This is a genomic window from Xanthobacter sp. NM-59, assembly GCF_021401125.1.
Classification (GTDB): Bacteria; Pseudomonadota; Alphaproteobacteria; order Rhizobiales; family Xanthobacteraceae; genus Xanthobacter.
Genome location: NZ_JACBFQ010000001.1, coordinates 503,826 through 518,528, shown reverse-complemented (window position 1 = coordinate 518,528; position 14,703 = coordinate 503,826). Strand labels below are relative to the sequence as shown.

The window sequence follows — 14,703 nt, the reverse complement described above, 5'->3', positions numbered from 1 at the left end:
CTCACGCCGCCGCGCCGGCGGCGATGCGGGCGCGGCCGCGAATGAAGGCCTCCACCGCGGCGAGATCGTTGGGAAGAACGGTGAGGGTTTCCTTCCGCGTCATCAGGTCCGCCATGTGCGCCGGCAGCGGCGGGCGATGGCCCGTGGCCGCGGCCACGGCATCGGGGAACTTGGCGGCGTGGGCGGTGGAAAGCACCACCTGCGGCACTTTGGCCGCATGCTCCACCTTGTCCGCCACGGTCAAGGCCACCGCAGTGTGCGGGTCTACCAGATAGCCGGCGCTCTTGTAGAGCTTGGCGATGGTGGAGGCCGTTTCCGGCTCGTCGGCGCGGGCGGCGGAGAAGTCGGCGGCGATGGCGGCCCGCGCCTCCTTCGGCAGCGTGAAGCTGCCGGACTGGGCGAGCGAAGCCATGAGCCCGCGCACCACGCCGGCGTCCCGGTCCACCGCATCGAACAACAGCCGTTCGAAATTCGAGGACACCTGGATGTCCATGGACGGCGAGATGGAGGGCATGACCCCCTTCACCTCATAGCGGCCGGTGTCCAGGGTGCGCACCAGGATGTCGTTGACATTGGTGGCGATGGCGAGATCGCGGATGGGAAGCCCCATCTTCTTGGCCACCCAGCCCGCCAGGATGTCGCCGAAATTGCCCGTGGGCACCACGAACGACACCTCGCGATGGGGCGCACCCAGCGCCGTCGCCGCATAGAAATAATAGACCACCTGGGCGACGATCCGCGCCCAGTTGATGGAGTTCACCCCCGCCAGCGCCAGCTCATCGCGGAAGCTGTGGTGATTGAACATGGCCTTCACCAGGCCCTGGCAATCGTCGAACGTGCCTTCGAGCGCGATGGCGTGCACATTGGGCGAGGCCACCGTGGTCATCTGCCGGCGCTGCACCTCGGACACACGGCCGTGGGGGAACAGGATGAACACATCCACGGCATCGGACGCGCGGAACGCCTCGATGGCGGCGCTGCCCGTGTCGCCGGACGTGGCGCCGACGATGGTGGCGCGGGCGCCGCGGGAGCTCAGAACATTATCCATCAGCCGCGCGAGCAGCTGCATGGCCACGTCCTTGAAGGCCAGAGTCGGCCCGTGGAACAGCTCCAACACGAAGCGGTTCGGCCCCACCTGCACCAGCGGCGTCACCGCCGGGTGGCGGAATCCCGCATAGGCATCGGCAATCATCAGCTCCAGCGCCCGCTCGGGCAGCGCATCGGCCACGAACGGGGCAATCACGGCCTTGGCGACGGCGGCGTAGGGCTGGCCGGCGAGAGCGGCGATGGCCTCGTGCGAGAGGGTCGGCCAGGTCTCGGGCACATACAGGCCGCCATCACGGGCGAGGCCCGCGAGCAGGGCATCGGAGAAGGACAGGGCCGGGGCTTCACCGCGGGTGGAGACGTAACGCAAAAGATCCTCGCCGGAGTTCTTCGCCGCATCGTTCCGATGACGGTCAGGTGGTTCAACCTAAACGCAAGCCGCGTCGCGGGAAAGGCTTCACGGCCGCGAGCCGCGCGTATCAGCCAGCGATAGCCGATTCGCCCCCTCCCCGGGGCCCCGCCATTGACGTCCAGCTCGCTGTGTGTACCTATTGGTACAGTAAAAACCATTAGGTACACATCATGACATCTCGTCCCCCCTTGCCCCCGTTCACCGCCGACACCGCCGCGCAGAAGGTCCGCATGGCGGAAGACGCCTGGAACACGCGCGATCCCCAGCGCGTCTCGCTGGCCTACACGCCGGATAGCCGCTGGCGGAACCGCTCCGACTTCCTTTCCGGCCGCGAGGCCATCGTCCGCTTTCTTGAGGCGAAGTGGGCGCGCGAGCAGGACTACCGCCTCATCAAGGAATTGTGGGCCTTCGCAGGCAACCACATTGCCGTGCGCTTCCAATATGAGTGGCACGACGGCGCGGGCGCCTGGTTCCGCTCCTATGGCAACGAGCAATGGGAATTCGACGGGAACGGCTTGATGCAACGGCGCGAAGCCTCCATCAACGACGTGCCGATCCGGAGCGAGGAGCGCAAGTTCCTGTGGCCGGCGGGACCCCGCCCGGCGGACCATCCGGGCCTCACCGAACTGGGGATGTGATGGCGCGGATCGTGATGGAGCGGGCGGACGTGCTGCCGATGCTGGGGGAAGTCTTCCGCGAGCACGGCTTCGAGGGCGCGAGCCTGGCCGCCATCACGGCCCGCACCGGGCTCGGCAAGGGATCGCTCTATCACTTCTTCCCGGGCGGGAAGGAGGAAATGGCCGCCGCCGTGCTGGCCGAGATCGATTCCTGGTTCGAGACCCACGTTTTCGCCCCGTTGCGCGAGGGCGAGGACGCGCCGGCCGCCATCCGCGACATGCTGGGGAAGGTGGACGCCTATTTCCGCTCCGGTCGGCGGGTGTGCCTTGTCGGCGTGTTCGCCCTCTCGGATACCCGGGACCGCTTCAGCGACAAGGTGCAGGGTTATTTCGCCGCGTGGCGCGACGCACTCACGGGCGCGCTGCGCCGCGCCGGCCTTGCCGATGCCGAGGCGGCGGAGCGGGCGGAAGACGGCGTGCTCGCCATCCAGGGCGCCCTGACCCTCGCCCGCGCGCTCCACGACCCGGATGTTTTCACCCGCACGCTCAAGCGCCTGGAGCGCCGCCTGCTCGCCTGAGCGCGAGGCGGCGGAGACAGAAAGAGCCGGGACGGGCCCGGCTCCTCATGGGTAGCGCGCCGGCCAGCAGCCGGCGTTTCAGGAGGCCTTGGCCTTCTGCACCAGGCGCGGCGCATAGACGTGCTCCGGGCCTGGGAAGGCGCGCGAGCGCACCTCATCCGCATAGGCGGCCACGGCCTTTTCGATCTCCGGCCCCATATTCGCGTATTTCTTCACGAACTTGGGCACCCGGTCGCCCAGGCCCAGCATGTCTTCTAGTACCAGAATCTGCCCATCGCAGGCGGACGAGCCGCCGATGCCGATGGTGGGCGTGGCCACTTCCTGGGTGATGCGGCGGGCCAGCGGCTCGGAAATCGCCTCAAGCACGACCGAGAAGGCGCCAGCCTCCGCCACGGCGCGGGCATCGTCCAGGATGATGGACGCCTCGGCGTCATCGCGGCCGCGCGCCTTGAACGAGCCAAGCGTATTGATGGCCTGGGGGGTGAGGCCCACATGCCCCATCACCGGCACGCCGCGATCCACCAGGAAGCGGACCGTCTCCGCCATGCGGCGCCCGCCTTCCAGCTTCACGGCGCCGGCGCCGGTTTCCTTCAGCACCCGGGCGGCGGTGTGGAAGGCCTCGGTGGGGCTGGCCTCGTAGCTGCCGAACGGCAGGTCCACCACGATCAGCGCGCGTTTGGTGCCACGCACCACGGCGCGGCCATGCACAATCATCATCTCGACGGTGACGGGCACCGTGGTTTCCAACCCGTGCATCACCATGCCCAGGCTGTCGCCCACCAGGATCACATCCACGTGGCGGTCCAGCAGACGCGCGGTGTGGGCATGATAGGAGGTCAGCGAAACAATGGGCTCGCCTCCCTTGCGGGCCTGGATTTCCGGCGCTGTGATGCGACGGCTCTCTGCCTGGCTGGACATGACGTTCCTCTATAGCTTTTGTGCGCGGGCACCTTTGCCCTGAGCTCGCCCGGGCCCTGCCGCCCCGGCCCCCGTTGCCGGCCGCGTCACATGACGGGCACCCCGATCACATAGGGATGGAACAGGAAGGCGAGGAACGCATAGAGCACCACCCCGCCCCCGACCGCAAGGGCATCGCCCGTCCAGCCCGCCGGTGCGGGCGGTATTTCCGTGCCACGGCGGGCCATCGCGATGCGATCATACACCGCCCAGGCGAGCACCGCGCCGAACAGCACCATGGAAGCGGCATCGCCATTGGCCAGCAGATGCGCGAATGCCCAGGTCTTCACCGCGACCAAAAGCGGATGCTTCAGCGCCGTACGGATGTGGCTGGGCACGAACGCCGACACGCCGACGATGGAAGCCAGGAGCATCAGGAGCAGAGTGACGTGCCGCAGCGCCAGCGGCGGATCCCAGATCACCGCCGGACCGGACGCCCGCCACAGCACATATCCATAGGCGGTCAGCGCCACGCCGCCCGCAGCCAGCAACGAGAAATAACCCTTGTACGGCCCCTCCCCCACGGATGCGATGAGCCGGGCGCGCAGCCCCCTCATGCTCGCCACCACATGGGTTCCGACGAAGACGACCAGACCCAACAGCATCATCACCATGGCACGACCTCCGCCGGCATCATGCGAGCCGCTTCAAGAGCACGACACCCAGCACCCCGGCAAGACCGCCGAAAGGGAAGCCCCCAGCAGGCGGGCCGCAGCACGCCACGCGCTCACGCACCGGCCCCGCCACTCGCGCTTGCGTTGCGGCGGTATCGTGACAGTATGCGTGACGGAGGGGAATGACATGGGCTTCTGGGGTAAGAGGCGATTGGCGCGCGGGCGCGGCCTTGCGGCAGGGCTCATCGCTCTCGCCGTGTTCATCCTGTCCTGCGCCGGCTTCAGCTCCGTGGCGCAGGCGGGCGTGCTGGCGCGGGTGGATCTTTCCAGCCAACGCATGGTGGTCTCGGTGAATGGCGTACCGCGCTATAGCTGGCCGGTTTCCACGGCCCGGCGCGGTTATGTCACCCCCACCGGCACCTATCGCCCGCAGCGCCTGTACCGCCGCTATTTTTCCCGCAAATACTACAATTCCCCCATGCCCTATGCGGTGTTCTTCCGGGGCGGCTACGCGATCCATGGCAGCTACGCCGTGAACCAGCTCGGCGCGCCCGCCTCCCACGGCTGCATCCGCCTGCACCCGGGCAATGCTGCCACCCTCTACGGGCTTATTGAAAGCTACGGCCCCGGCAACACCCTGATCCAAATCACCCGCTGAGGCCTCGGACTCGCACGATTGCGTTCTTGTGGAAGGCATCAGCCCATCTCATGCGCTTGCTGCATGGCTCGATTGCGCGAAAACTCCGCGTGACGGGTCTTCTTTTCGTCGCGCACCCATGGTATCGGCCACTGCCAACTCGAAATGAGAACCGCGACGAAAGTCGGCGACGCAAGTCGCAACGGTCCCCCCATTCCGACTGAAGTCGCGCGACGCGCATTCCGGGCGTCGCCAACAGGAGTTGGCCATGACTGCGCCCCTCTCGTCTGCCTCCCTCGCCAGCCCGTTCCGCGAAGGCCTGACCTTCGATGACGTGCTCCTCACCCCCGGCCCGTCCGAGGTGATGCCCGGCGAAGTGGACACGGTGACCAAGCTCACCAAGTCCATCACCCTCAACCTGCCCATCATCTCCGCCGCCATGGACACGGTGACGGAAGCCCGTCTCGCCATCGCCATGGCCCAGGCCGGCGGCATCGGCGTGATCCACCGCAACCTCACGCCAGAGCAGCAGGCCGAACAGGTCAAGATCGTCAAGAAGTACGAATCGGGCATGGTGGTGAACCCCGTCACCATCCATCCCGACGAAACCCTGTCCGACGCCCTGGCCCTCATGAAGCGCTATGGCATCTCGGGCATTCCGGTGGTGGAGCGCTCGTTCGGCAACATGCCGGGCCGGCTGGTGGGCATCCTCACCAACCGCGATGTCCGCTTCGCCCACAATCCTGACCAGCCCGTCTCCGAACTGATGACCAAGGAGCGGCTCATCACGGTGCGCGAAGGCGAGGTGACCCAGGACGATGCCAAGCGCCTGCTGCACCAGAACCGCATCGAGAAGCTGATCGTGGTGGACGCCGACTATCGCTGCGTCGGCCTCATTACCGTGAAGGACATCGAGAAGGCGGTGGCCTATCCCAGCGCCGCCAAGGATGAGCAGGGCCGCCTGCGTGTCGCCGCCGCCACCACCGTGGGCCCGGACGGCTTCGAGCGCACCGAGCGCCTCATCGACGCGGGCGTTGACCTGGTGGTGGTCGACACCGCCCACGGCCATTCCAAAAAGGTTCTGGACCAGGTGGACCGCATCAAGCGGCTCTCCAACAAGACCCAGATCCTGGCCGGAAACATCGCCACCGCCGAGGGCGCCAAGGCGCTCATCGACGCCGGCGCGGACGCGGTGAAGGTGGGCATCGGGCCCGGCTCCATCTGCACCACCCGCATCGTGGCGGGCGTCGGCGTGCCCCAGCTCACCGCCGTGATGGACGCCGTTGAGGCCGCCCTGGCCACGGGCACCCCCGTGGTGGCCGATGGCGGCATCAAGTATTCCGGCGACCTCGCCAAGGCGCTGGCGGCTGGCGCTTCCGCCGCGATGGTCGGCTCGCTGCTCGCCGGCACCGAGGAGAGCCCCGGTGAGGTGTTCCTCTATCAGGGCCGCTCCTACAAGGCCTATCGCGGCATGGGCTCGGTGGGCGCCATGGCCCGCGGCTCGGCCGACCGCTACTTCCAGGCGGAAGTGCGCGACACCCTGAAGCTCGTGCCGGAAGGCATCGAGGGCCAGGTGGCCTATAAGGGCCCGGTCGGCGCTGTGCTCCACCAGCTGGCCGGCGGCCTGCGCGCCGCCATGGGCTATGTGGGCGGGCGCAACCTGCAGGAATTCCGCGAGAAGGCGCGCTTCGTACGCATCTCCTCCGCCGGCCTGCGCGAGAGCCATGTGCACGACGTGCTCATCACCCGCGAAAGCCCGAACTACCCCACCTCCATCTGAACCCATTGGCCTCGGTCTTCGACCGGGGCCAGCCGGGCGCGCGCCGGAAATGCCTGAGCGCCGAAAGGCATCGCTCGTCTCCGGGCGGACGGGATGGCAAGCCCCCTGGCTCACGGCCCATGGGCAATGCTTCTTGGGCCGTTGGCCGAAGATGGCGGGATGGTTCAAATGAAAAAAGGGCCGGCGGCATCTAGCCGCCGGCCCTTTTTTCATGCGCGCGATACTTATTGATGCAGGTCCGGTGTCTGGCGCACGTCCTGAAAGCGCCGATTGTTCGAGGTGAGGACCTGCGACACATATTCCACCAGGAATGCCGTGGACCACGCCAGCATCATCGGGCCGAGCAGCGATTCGAACCCGGCCACGATGCGAAAATTGCGCCCGATGTTCAGGCCATCCGCCCCCACGGTCGTATAGGTCGTGAGCGAATAATAGAAGGCGTCCGCGAAGTCGCCAAAGGCGGCCATGGCCATGTAGCCGCCCGCCCAGGCCAAGACCTCAGTCAGATGAATGATGCACAGGCCGACGACGAGCGCGCTGACCACCAGCGTTTCGCGCATGACGTGATGCTGAAAGCTCTGAGTCTGCAGCAGACGGTGGATCCAATGACGCAGCTTGTACAGCCCGGCCATGTGTATCACCACCGTCAGCACGGCGAGGACCATGCAAACAATAAAGACGTTCGTATAGCGCATCGCCTCGGACATGGACACTCGCTCTCCAACCGGCCAGGATTCGTCGGGTGGAGCCTAATGCCTTTTTCCGGCGACGGCAGGGGCGGCTTTCTCAGTTCCCCTTGCCGCCCTTGGGCGGCGTGACGTCGATCATTTCATTGTCGAACGGCGTATCCACCGGCCGGCCGGTGCGCAGATCGAAAATGCGCACGCCCTGGAAGGTCCCGCGGCGCACGGAGAAACTCCGGCGGCCGGTGATGAGGGCGTAGACCCCGCCGCCGAGCAACAGCGCCGCGACCACCACGCCGGCCACGATGATGAGGCCACCCACAAGGGTGAACAGGGCGAACCCCGCGAGGGCCGCCACGGCGAGACCGGCGAAACCGCCGAAGACGTTGAGGAGCTGTTTCATGCGCGCAAGACTCACCGAACATTCCGGCGGACTTGCGGCGCGTGAGGTTAAACTCTCGTAAGGTCAGAGCTGCTTGCTCAAAGCGCGTCCCGCAGCTGCTTCACGAAGCTTGCCAGCCCCGTCAGCCGCCGACGCTTGAGCCGTTCGGCCTGCAGGATCGCCCGCAGCTTGGCCAGACTATCCTCAACCTCGTGGTTGATGAGGATGTAGTCATACTCATCATAGTGGCTGATTTCGTCCGAGGCCTTGGCCATGCGCTGGTGCACCACCTCGTCCGTGTCCTGAGCGCGGGTGCGCAGGCGCTGCTCCAGGTCCGCCGCGCTGGGCGGCAGCAGGAATACCTTCACCAAGTCCTGCTGGGCGCTTTCACCCAATTGCTGCGTGCCCTGCCAATCAATGTCGAACAGCACGTCCCGGCCGGCGGAAAGGGCCTCCTCCACGGCGCGGCGCGGCGTGCCATAGAGATTGTTGAACACGACGGCGTGTTCCAGCAGCTCCCCCTCGTCCCGCATCCGCTCGAAGGTGGGGACGTCCACGAAGAAATAGTCCTTGCCCTGCACCTCGCCGGGGCGCGGGTGGCGCGTGGTGACAGACACCGACATGGTGATGCGCGAATCGACCTCGAGCAGCCGCCGCGACAAGGTGGTCTTGCCCGCCCCCGAGGGCGAGGACAGCACCAGCATCAGGCCACGGCGCGCCAGCCCGGTGCCGGTGCCCGGCTTCCAGCCCGGCAGGGAGAAATGGGGGGAGATGGAGGCAGGCGAACTCACCACGGTCACTCCAGGTTCTGGATCTGCTCGCGGAACTGGTCCACCAGCAGCTTCAGGTCAAGGCCGATCTGCGTCAGCGCCACTGCGTTCGACTTGGAGCACAGGGTGTTGGCCTCGCGATTGAACTCCTGCGCGAGAAAATCGAGTCGCCGGCCCACGGGGCCGCCCGTTGCCAGCAGTTCGCGCGCAGCAGCCACATGGGCGGACAGGCGATCCAGCTCCTCGCGCACATCGGACTTGGTGGCCAGCAGCACCGCTTCCTGATGCAGACGCTCCGGATCCAGCTGCGGACCAGCCTCGACGAGCGCGCGCACCTGCTCCGCCAAGCGGCTGCGAATGGCATCCAGCGACCGCTCCGGCAGACGTTCGGCCGCCTCGATGAGCGCCGCGATCGAATCGAGGCGGCTCATCAGCACCGCCTCCAGGGCCTGCCCCTCCCGCTCCCGCATGCGCGCCAGGTCGCTCAGCGCGACGTCGAACGCGGCGAGGCAGGCCTCATTGCGCGCCTGGCGCTCCTCGGCGCTCTCCTCGAACTCACCCACCTCCACGATGCCCTTCACCGCCAGCAGGGCCCCAAGGTCCGGTGTCGGCGCGCCGAGCTTTTCCGCGGTGCGCTGAACGGCGCGCGCCAAGCTCTCCAGCCCCGCCTCATTGAGACGGACCGCAACCTCCTCGCCTTCCCTCACCGCGGAAAGGGTCGCGGAAACGGAACCACGCTTGAGAGCTGCGCCCATGCGCGCGCGGACGGGGGCTTCCAGATCCTCGCTCCCGGGCGGCAACCGCAGGCGCAGGTCGAGCCCCTTGCCGTTCACCGAGCGCAACTCCCAACTGAATCGCCACCCCGCCGTCGCCGCCGACGCGCGGGCGAATGCAGTCATGCTGGCCAGCGATGCTGCGGAAAGCGCCGCGGAAGCGGCGGAGGATTCGCTCATGGATACTCACGCGGCCGGGGTGGCCGCGCGCCTTCTTCGGTTAGGACGGCGTTCAGTTGGCAGCCGGCTTGGGCGCCGCGGCAGGCGTTGTGGGCGCCGCACCGCCCGGCGTCGCGCCACCTTGCGCCTCGATGGCACGCCAGCGGGCAACATTCTTATTGTGATCGGCCAGCGTCTCGGCGAACGCATGCCCGCCGGTGCCGTCCGCCACGAAATACAGGTCCTTGGTCTGGGCCGGATTCGCGACTGCGGCGAGCGCCTCGCGCCCGGGATTCGCAATCGGCCCCGGAGGCAGGCCATCGACTGCATAGGTGTTGTAGGCCGTCGGCGACACGATATCGGCACGGGTGATCGACCGCCCCAGCGAACCCTTGCCGCCCACCAGCCCGTAAATGATGGTCGGGTCCGACTGCAGCCGCATCTTCTTGTTGAGCCGATTGATGAACACGGCCGCGACCTTGGGCCGCTCGTCCGGCTCCCCCGTCTCCTTCTCGACGATAGAGGCGAGGACGATCATTTCCTGCGGGCTCTTCACCGGCAGATCGGGCGCGCGCTTCTCCCACAGCGTCTTGACCAGCTTCTGCTGGGCATCCGCCATCTGCTTCAGCAATTCCTCGCGCGACATGCCGCGGTGGATCCGGTAGGTCTCCGGGAGCAGCGTGCCCTCCAGCGGCACCGTCGGCGTACCGGTGAGCATGTCATTCGCCATGAGGCGCTGCACCACCTGCTGGCTGGTCAGCCCTTCCGGAATGGTCACCTGATGCACCAGCACCTTGCCGCTGGCGATGGCGTCGACCACGCTGGCCATGGATTGGCCCGGCTTGAAGAGGTATTCGCCGGCCTTCATGCTGGCATCCGGGCGCATCATCCTCTGGCCGAGGACGAACACCAGCCAATTGTCGATGACGCCTTCCCGCTCCAGCATCTCCGCCATGTCGCGCACGCCGGATCCGCGGGGGATGAGCACCGTTTTCTCAGCCGTGAGCGGTCCTTCGCCATTGTAGGCGTGCTCGCCATACCATAGGGCCAGCCCGCCCCCGAGGAGCGCGAAAAGCAGGAATGTGAAAATCCCGCTGCCGATGGTCACGGCCGGGTGGCGCGCGGCCTGGGAGGGCCGTCGCCGGGGCTTGTTCTTGTCCCGGCGCTTGGCTTGAAAGGCGGGAGCGACACCGCGATCGCCGGTTTCGTTTTCTGGCGTGTCCATCATGGGCCTCCCACGCGCGGCGACGGGCGATCTGGCGCGCCCGCTGCCGCGACCTTGCGGTGGACGCGGACGAAGCCGGGCAGGCTCAGGCCGCGTAGCGCCGGAAGATCAACGACGCGTTGGTGCCACCGAAACCAAAGGAATTCGACAGCACCGTGTCGATCTTGCGCGCCTGGGGCTTCAGTGGCACGAGATCGATCGGAGTTTCCACCGACGGATTTTCGAGATTGAGCGTCGCCGGCGCGGTTTGATCGCGAATCGCGAGCACCGAGAAAATCGCCTCGACAGCACCCGCCGCACCGAGCAGATGGCCAATGGACGACTTCGTGGACGACATGGCGGTCTTGCCCGCCGCATTGCCCAGCACCCGTTCCACGGCCTTCAGCTCGATCTCATCCGCCATGGTGGAGGTACCATGCGCATTGATATAGTCGATCTCGTCGGCGGACAGGCCCGCGCGCTTCAAAGCGGCGGACATGCAGCGATAGGCGCCGTCTCCGTCCATGGACGGGGCAGTGATGTGATAGGCGTCGCCGGAAAGCCCATAGCCCACCAGCTCGGCGTAGATCTTCGCGCCGCGCGCCTTGGCGTGCTCCAGCTCTTCCAGAACCACCACGCCGGCGCCCTCACCCATCACAAAGCCGTCGCGATCCCGATCATAGGGGCGCGAGGCGTGGGTGGGGTCGTCATTGAAGGCCGTGCACAGCGCCTTGCAGGCCGCGAAGCCCGCGAGCGCCAGCCGGTTGATGGGCGATTCGGTACCACCGGCCACCATCACGTCCGCATCACCCAGGGCGATGAGTCGGCCAGCGTCGCCGATGGCATGGGCGCCCGTCGAACAGGCGGTCACCACGGCATGGTTCGGCCCCTTCAGGCCGTGGGCGATGGACACGTAGCCACCGGCGAGATTGATGAGTCGGCCGGGGATGAAGAAAGGCGAGATCCGGCGCGGGCCACGCTCCTTCAGGGTGATGGAGGCTTCCGCGATACCCTCGATGCCGCCGATGCCGGAGCCGATCAGCACACCGGTGCTGATCTGATCCTCATAGGAGGACGGATGCCAGCCGGCATCATCGAGGGCCTGAGAGGCAGCGGCCATGGCAAAGACGATGAACTCGTCGACCTTGCGCTGCTCCTTCTGCTCCATCCACTGGTCGGGATTGTAGGTGCCGTCGGAACCGTCGCCACGCGGAATGCTCGCCGCGATCTTGCACGCGAGATCGGACACATCGAAGTGCGTCACGGCCTTCACGCCGCTTTCGCCGGCGAGGAGGCGGCGCCACGTGGGTTCCACGCCGCAGCCGAGGGGCGTCACCATGCCGAGACCGGTGACGACGACACGTCTCATGGGGAAAACTCCGACAGACGCTCGAAAAGCGTGCAAGCTTCAGGGCCGGCGGCCACACCGTCTGCGCCCGTCCGGCCTTCTGGCCCGGCGCCGTTAGGACGGCGGCGGGCCGATTACAACAACGGCCGCGGGCGCAGGGCGCCGCGCGACCGGAACCTGAACGTCAGGCGCGGCTCACGCCGCGTTCTTCTCCAGGAACTTGATGGCGTCGCCGACCGTCAGAATGGTCTCGGCGGCATCATCGGGGATCTCGCAGTTGAAGGCCTCTTCGAAGGCCATCACGAGCTCGACGGTGTCGAGGCTGTCGGCGCCGAGATCGTCGATGAAGGAAGCGCCATCGGTCACCTTCTCAGGTTCGACGCCCAGATGCTCAGCGACAATCTTCTTCACCCGCTCGGCGATGTCACTCATCGATGCAACCCTCGTTGTTCGGATAATCCCGTTGCCGTTCGGCAGCTGGAGGTGGGCATAATGCCTTTTTTCCGCCGTGCCCAGCCCCCTCGTCTACATCGGGAGCATGGACTTTGACGCCGCCGGCGCTTCTGCCCGCCGGCGCTGCGCCGCACCACACGTCTCCTGACGCTGCGTGACGGATCGCGACCACCCGAAGGCGCCCTCGAATCCGGACCGGCAGTGCGGCTCGTATCACACTCGCAGCGCCCTGACCAGCGAGGGCGAGAGCGCTGCTGTGCAGCAATTCAGATCATGGCCATGCCGCCGTTCACGTGCAGGGTCTGGCCCGTCACGTAGGCGGCTTCATTGGAGGCCAGATACACACAGGCGGCGGCGATATCCTCGGGCGTGCCGAGCTTGGCCGCGGGCACCGCCTTCAGGATGCTCTCGCGCTGCTTGTCGTTGAGCGCATCGGTCATGGGCGTGGCGATGAAGCCGGGTGCGATGCAGTTCACGGTGATCCCGCGCGAGGCCACTTCCTGCGCCAGCGACTTCGACATGCCGATCATGCCGGCCTTGGCGGCGGCATAATTGCCCTGCCCCGCATTGCCGGTGACGCCGACGATGGAGGTGATGGAGATGATGCGGCCGGAACGGCGACGCATCATGGTGCGGACCGCCGCGCGCGAGAGCCGGAACACCGCCGTGAGGTTCACCGCGATCACCTGGTCCCAGGCCTCGTCGGAAAGGCGCATGAAGATGTTGTCGCGGGTGATGCCGGCATTGTTCACCAGCACGTCGATATGCCCGCCCAGGGCCTCCTCGGCGGAGGGAACGAGCTTTTCCACTTCGTCCGTATTGCCGAGATTGCAGGGCAGCACCACCACGCGCTCGCCGCCCAGCTCGCCGGCCAGGGTGTCCAGCGCCTCCTTGCGGGTGCCGGAAATGGCAACGGTCGCGCCCTGGGCGTGCAGCGCCTTGGCGATGGCTCCGCCGATACCGCCGGTGGCACCGGTGACAAGCGCGGTCTTGCCGGTCAAGTCGAACATGAAACCCCAGTCCTTATGTTGGGTTGGTCCGGCAGGCATGCCGGCGATGAAGGATCGGATGTGCGGCCGCCGAGAGAGGCGGCCAGCCCGCATCAGCGGGGCGCTTTCGCGGCCCTGCGTCACCCTGAAAGGGCTTTTGCCCCCACAAGGCCCGCTCCCGCAAGCGGGGACAGGCCCGGGCGGCTTGAGAATCGCCTCAGGCGACCGGCGCCACGTTGCGCGCGGCGATATAGGCCGCCACATCCTCGGGAGTGGCCACATTGGTGGACGAGATGGACTTGTCGATGCGCTTCACAAGGCCGCAGAGCACCTTGCCGGCCCCCACCTCGACCATGCGGTTCACGCCCGCGCCCGCCATATAAATGATGCTCTCGCGCCAGCGGACCGTACCGGTGACCTGCTCCACCAGCAGCCGCACGATCTCGGCCGGGTCGGTCACCGGAGACGCGCGCACGTTGGAGACCACCGGCACCCGCGGCGTCATCACGGTGGAGCCGGAAAGGGCGACTTCCATGGCCTCGGCGGCAGGCGCCATCAGGCGGCAATGGAAGGGCGCGGACACGGGCAGAAGCATCGCCTTCAGGGCGCCCTTCTCCTTGGCGATGATAATGGCCCGCTCCACCGCGGCCTTGGTGCCGGACACCACGACCTGGCCGGGGGCATTGTCGTTGGCCGCCTCGCAGACCTCGCCGCCGGCCGCCTCGGCCGCCACGGCCACGGCCTGCTCGTAATCGAGCCCGAGCAGGGCCGCCATGGCGCCCTCGCCCACGGGCACCGCCTCCTGCATGGCACGGCCGCGAATGCGCAGCAGCCGCGCGGCCTCGGTCACCGTCAGCGCGCCAGCGGCGGCCAGAGCCGAATATTCCCCCAGGGAGTGGCCGGCCACGAAGGCGGCGTCGCGGGCGAGATCAAGGTCCGCCTCGGTTTCCAGGACGCGCAGGGCGGCGAGGGACACCGCCATGAGAGCCGGCTGGGCGTTGGCCGTCAAAGTGAGGGTATCGGCCGGGCCTTCCCACATGGTGCGGGTGAGGTGCTCGTTGAGGGCGGAGTCCACCTCGTCGAACACCGCCTTGGCGGCGGCGAAATTATCGGCGAGCGCCTTGCCCATGCCCACGGCCTGGCTGCCCTGGCCGGGGAAGATGAAGGCGGTCTGTGAGGTTGAACGCGGTCCGTCGCTCATGGGGCGGCCCTCCGGGGATATGGCTCTTGGGTTGAAATTGGAGAGCGCAGAGACACCCCGAATGTGGGCGAGTCAAGGCCGGGCGCCGGGAAGCGCGAAAAC

General features: G+C 67.1%; 16 protein-coding genes. 4 read left to right on the top strand and 12 right to left on the bottom strand.

Annotated elements, in window-relative coordinates; translation table 11 throughout:
* Position 1 precedes the first annotated feature (1 nt).
* Complete coding sequence (thrC, locus tag L0966_RS02455) at positions 2-1,414, bottom strand: threonine synthase (RefSeq protein WP_234050256.1); 1,413 nt, start codon at positions 1,412-1,414, stop codon at positions 2-4.
* A 212-nt stretch (positions 1,415-1,626) separates the two neighbouring features.
* Between thrC and L0966_RS02450 the strand changes: the two genes are divergently transcribed.
* Together L0966_RS02450 and L0966_RS02445 are read left to right on the top strand one after the other, a co-directional pair.
* Positions 1,627-2,094: a nuclear transport factor 2 family protein gene (locus tag L0966_RS02450; RefSeq protein WP_234050255.1), complete on the top strand. Its 468-nt coding sequence runs from the start codon at positions 1,627-1,629 to the stop codon at positions 2,092-2,094.
* Positions 2,094-2,651: a TetR/AcrR family transcriptional regulator gene (locus tag L0966_RS02445; protein WP_234050254.1), complete on the top strand. Its 558-nt coding sequence runs from the start codon at positions 2,094-2,096 to the stop codon at positions 2,649-2,651. Before L0966_RS02450 ends, L0966_RS02445 begins: the two co-directional genes overlap by 1 nt.
* Positions 2,652-2,729: 78 nt before the next feature.
* On the opposite strand, the gene panB is transcribed toward L0966_RS02445, so the two are convergent.
* Both panB and L0966_RS02435 read right to left on the bottom strand, forming a co-directional pair.
* The gene (gene panB / locus L0966_RS02440) at positions 2,730-3,569 is read right to left on the bottom strand and encodes a 3-methyl-2-oxobutanoate hydroxymethyltransferase (RefSeq protein ID WP_234050253.1); all 840 of its coding nucleotides are present in this window, start codon (positions 3,567-3,569) and stop codon (positions 2,730-2,732) included.
* Positions 3,570-3,655: 86 nt separating this feature from the next.
* Positions 3,656-4,222, bottom strand: coding sequence for an NnrU family protein (locus L0966_RS02435; RefSeq protein WP_234050252.1), 567 nt, complete (start codon positions 4,220-4,222; stop codon positions 3,656-3,658).
* Positions 4,223-4,409: 187 nt separating this feature from the next.
* Between L0966_RS02435 and L0966_RS02430 the strand changes: the two genes are divergently transcribed.
* Positions 4,410-4,880 (top strand): L,D-transpeptidase, encoded by a 471-nt coding sequence (locus L0966_RS02430; RefSeq protein ID WP_234050251.1) that lies wholly within the window; start codon positions 4,410-4,412, stop codon positions 4,878-4,880.
* A gap of 247 nt (positions 4,881-5,127) precedes the next feature.
* Entirely contained in the window at positions 5,128-6,639 is a 1,512-nt protein-coding gene (gene guaB, locus L0966_RS02425; protein WP_234050250.1) for an IMP dehydrogenase, read from the top strand.
* 224 nt (positions 6,640-6,863) lie between these two features.
* Here the strand turns inward: guaB and L0966_RS02420 are convergent, their stop codons facing one another.
* From L0966_RS02420 to fabD, 9 genes are all read right to left on the bottom strand, one after another.
* Entirely contained in the window at positions 6,864-7,346 is a 483-nt protein-coding gene (locus L0966_RS02420) for an ion channel (protein ID WP_234050249.1), read from the bottom strand.
* 79 nt (positions 7,347-7,425) lie between these two features.
* Positions 7,426-7,725, bottom strand: coding sequence for a hypothetical protein (locus L0966_RS02415; protein WP_234050248.1), 300 nt, complete (start codon positions 7,723-7,725; stop codon positions 7,426-7,428).
* A gap of 77 nt (positions 7,726-7,802) precedes the next feature.
* Complete coding sequence (gmk, locus tag L0966_RS02410; RefSeq protein ID WP_234050804.1) at positions 7,803-8,408, bottom strand: guanylate kinase; 606 nt, start codon at positions 8,406-8,408, stop codon at positions 7,803-7,805.
* 92 nt (positions 8,409-8,500) lie between these two features.
* Positions 8,501-9,427: a YicC/YloC family endoribonuclease gene (locus L0966_RS02405; RefSeq protein WP_234050247.1), complete on the bottom strand. Its 927-nt coding sequence runs from the start codon at positions 9,425-9,427 to the stop codon at positions 8,501-8,503.
* A 52-nt stretch (positions 9,428-9,479) separates the two neighbouring features.
* The gene (mltG, locus tag L0966_RS02400) at positions 9,480-10,634 is read right to left on the bottom strand and encodes an endolytic transglycosylase MltG (RefSeq protein ID WP_234050246.1); all 1,155 of its coding nucleotides are present in this window, start codon (positions 10,632-10,634) and stop codon (positions 9,480-9,482) included.
* A gap of 82 nt (positions 10,635-10,716) precedes the next feature.
* Entirely contained in the window at positions 10,717-11,979 is a 1,263-nt protein-coding gene (fabF, locus tag L0966_RS02395; protein WP_234050245.1) for a beta-ketoacyl-ACP synthase II, read from the bottom strand.
* Positions 11,980-12,153: 174 nt separating this feature from the next.
* The gene (locus tag L0966_RS02390) at positions 12,154-12,390 is read right to left on the bottom strand and encodes an acyl carrier protein (protein WP_234050244.1); all 237 of its coding nucleotides are present in this window, start codon (positions 12,388-12,390) and stop codon (positions 12,154-12,156) included.
* 287 nt (positions 12,391-12,677) lie between these two features.
* Positions 12,678-13,421 (bottom strand): 3-oxoacyl-[acyl-carrier-protein] reductase, encoded by a 744-nt coding sequence (gene fabG / locus L0966_RS02385; protein ID WP_234050243.1) that lies wholly within the window; start codon positions 13,419-13,421, stop codon positions 12,678-12,680.
* A 196-nt stretch (positions 13,422-13,617) separates the two neighbouring features.
* Complete coding sequence (fabD, locus tag L0966_RS02380; protein ID WP_234050242.1) at positions 13,618-14,601, bottom strand: ACP S-malonyltransferase; 984 nt, start codon at positions 14,599-14,601, stop codon at positions 13,618-13,620.
* Between the last annotated feature and the right edge of the window lie 102 nt (positions 14,602-14,703).

Coding starts and splice junctions, on each gene's coding strand:
- L0966_RS02430 (WP_234050251.1), top strand. CDS start 4,410: ATGGGCTTCTGGGGTAAGAGGCGATTGGCGCGCGGGCGCGGCCTTGCG.
- L0966_RS02415 (WP_234050248.1), bottom strand. CDS start 7,725: ATGAAACAGCTCCTCAACGTCTTCGGCGGTTTCGCCGGTCTCGCCGTG.
- L0966_RS02405 (WP_234050247.1), bottom strand. CDS start 9,427: ATGAGCGAATCCTCCGCCGCTTCCGCGGCGCTTTCCGCAGCATCGCTG.
- mltG (WP_234050246.1), bottom strand. CDS start 10,634: ATGATGGACACGCCAGAAAACGAAACCGGCGATCGCGGTGTCGCTCCC.
- panB (WP_234050253.1), bottom strand. CDS start 3,569: ATGTCCAGCCAGGCAGAGAGCCGTCGCATCACAGCGCCGGAAATCCAG.
- L0966_RS02390 (WP_234050244.1), bottom strand. CDS start 12,390: ATGAGTGACATCGCCGAGCGGGTGAAGAAGATTGTCGCTGAGCATCTG.
- gmk (WP_234050804.1), bottom strand. CDS start 8,408: ATGCTGGTGCTGTCCTCGCCCTCGGGGGCGGGCAAGACCACCTTGTCG.
- L0966_RS02420 (WP_234050249.1), bottom strand. CDS start 7,346: ATGTCCGAGGCGATGCGCTATACGAACGTCTTTATTGTTTGCATGGTC.
- guaB (WP_234050250.1), top strand. CDS start 5,128: ATGACTGCGCCCCTCTCGTCTGCCTCCCTCGCCAGCCCGTTCCGCGAA.
- L0966_RS02445 (WP_234050254.1), top strand. CDS start 2,094: ATGGCGCGGATCGTGATGGAGCGGGCGGACGTGCTGCCGATGCTGGGG.
- L0966_RS02450 (WP_234050255.1), top strand. CDS start 1,627: ATGACATCTCGTCCCCCCTTGCCCCCGTTCACCGCCGACACCGCCGCG.
- L0966_RS02435 (WP_234050252.1), bottom strand. CDS start 4,222: ATGGTGATGATGCTGTTGGGTCTGGTCGTCTTCGTCGGAACCCATGTG.
- fabG (WP_234050243.1), bottom strand. CDS start 13,421: ATGTTCGACTTGACCGGCAAGACCGCGCTTGTCACCGGTGCCACCGGC.
- fabD (WP_234050242.1), bottom strand. CDS start 14,601: ATGAGCGACGGACCGCGTTCAACCTCACAGACCGCCTTCATCTTCCCC.
- fabF (WP_234050245.1), bottom strand. CDS start 11,979: ATGAGACGTGTCGTCGTCACCGGTCTCGGCATGGTGACGCCCCTCGGC.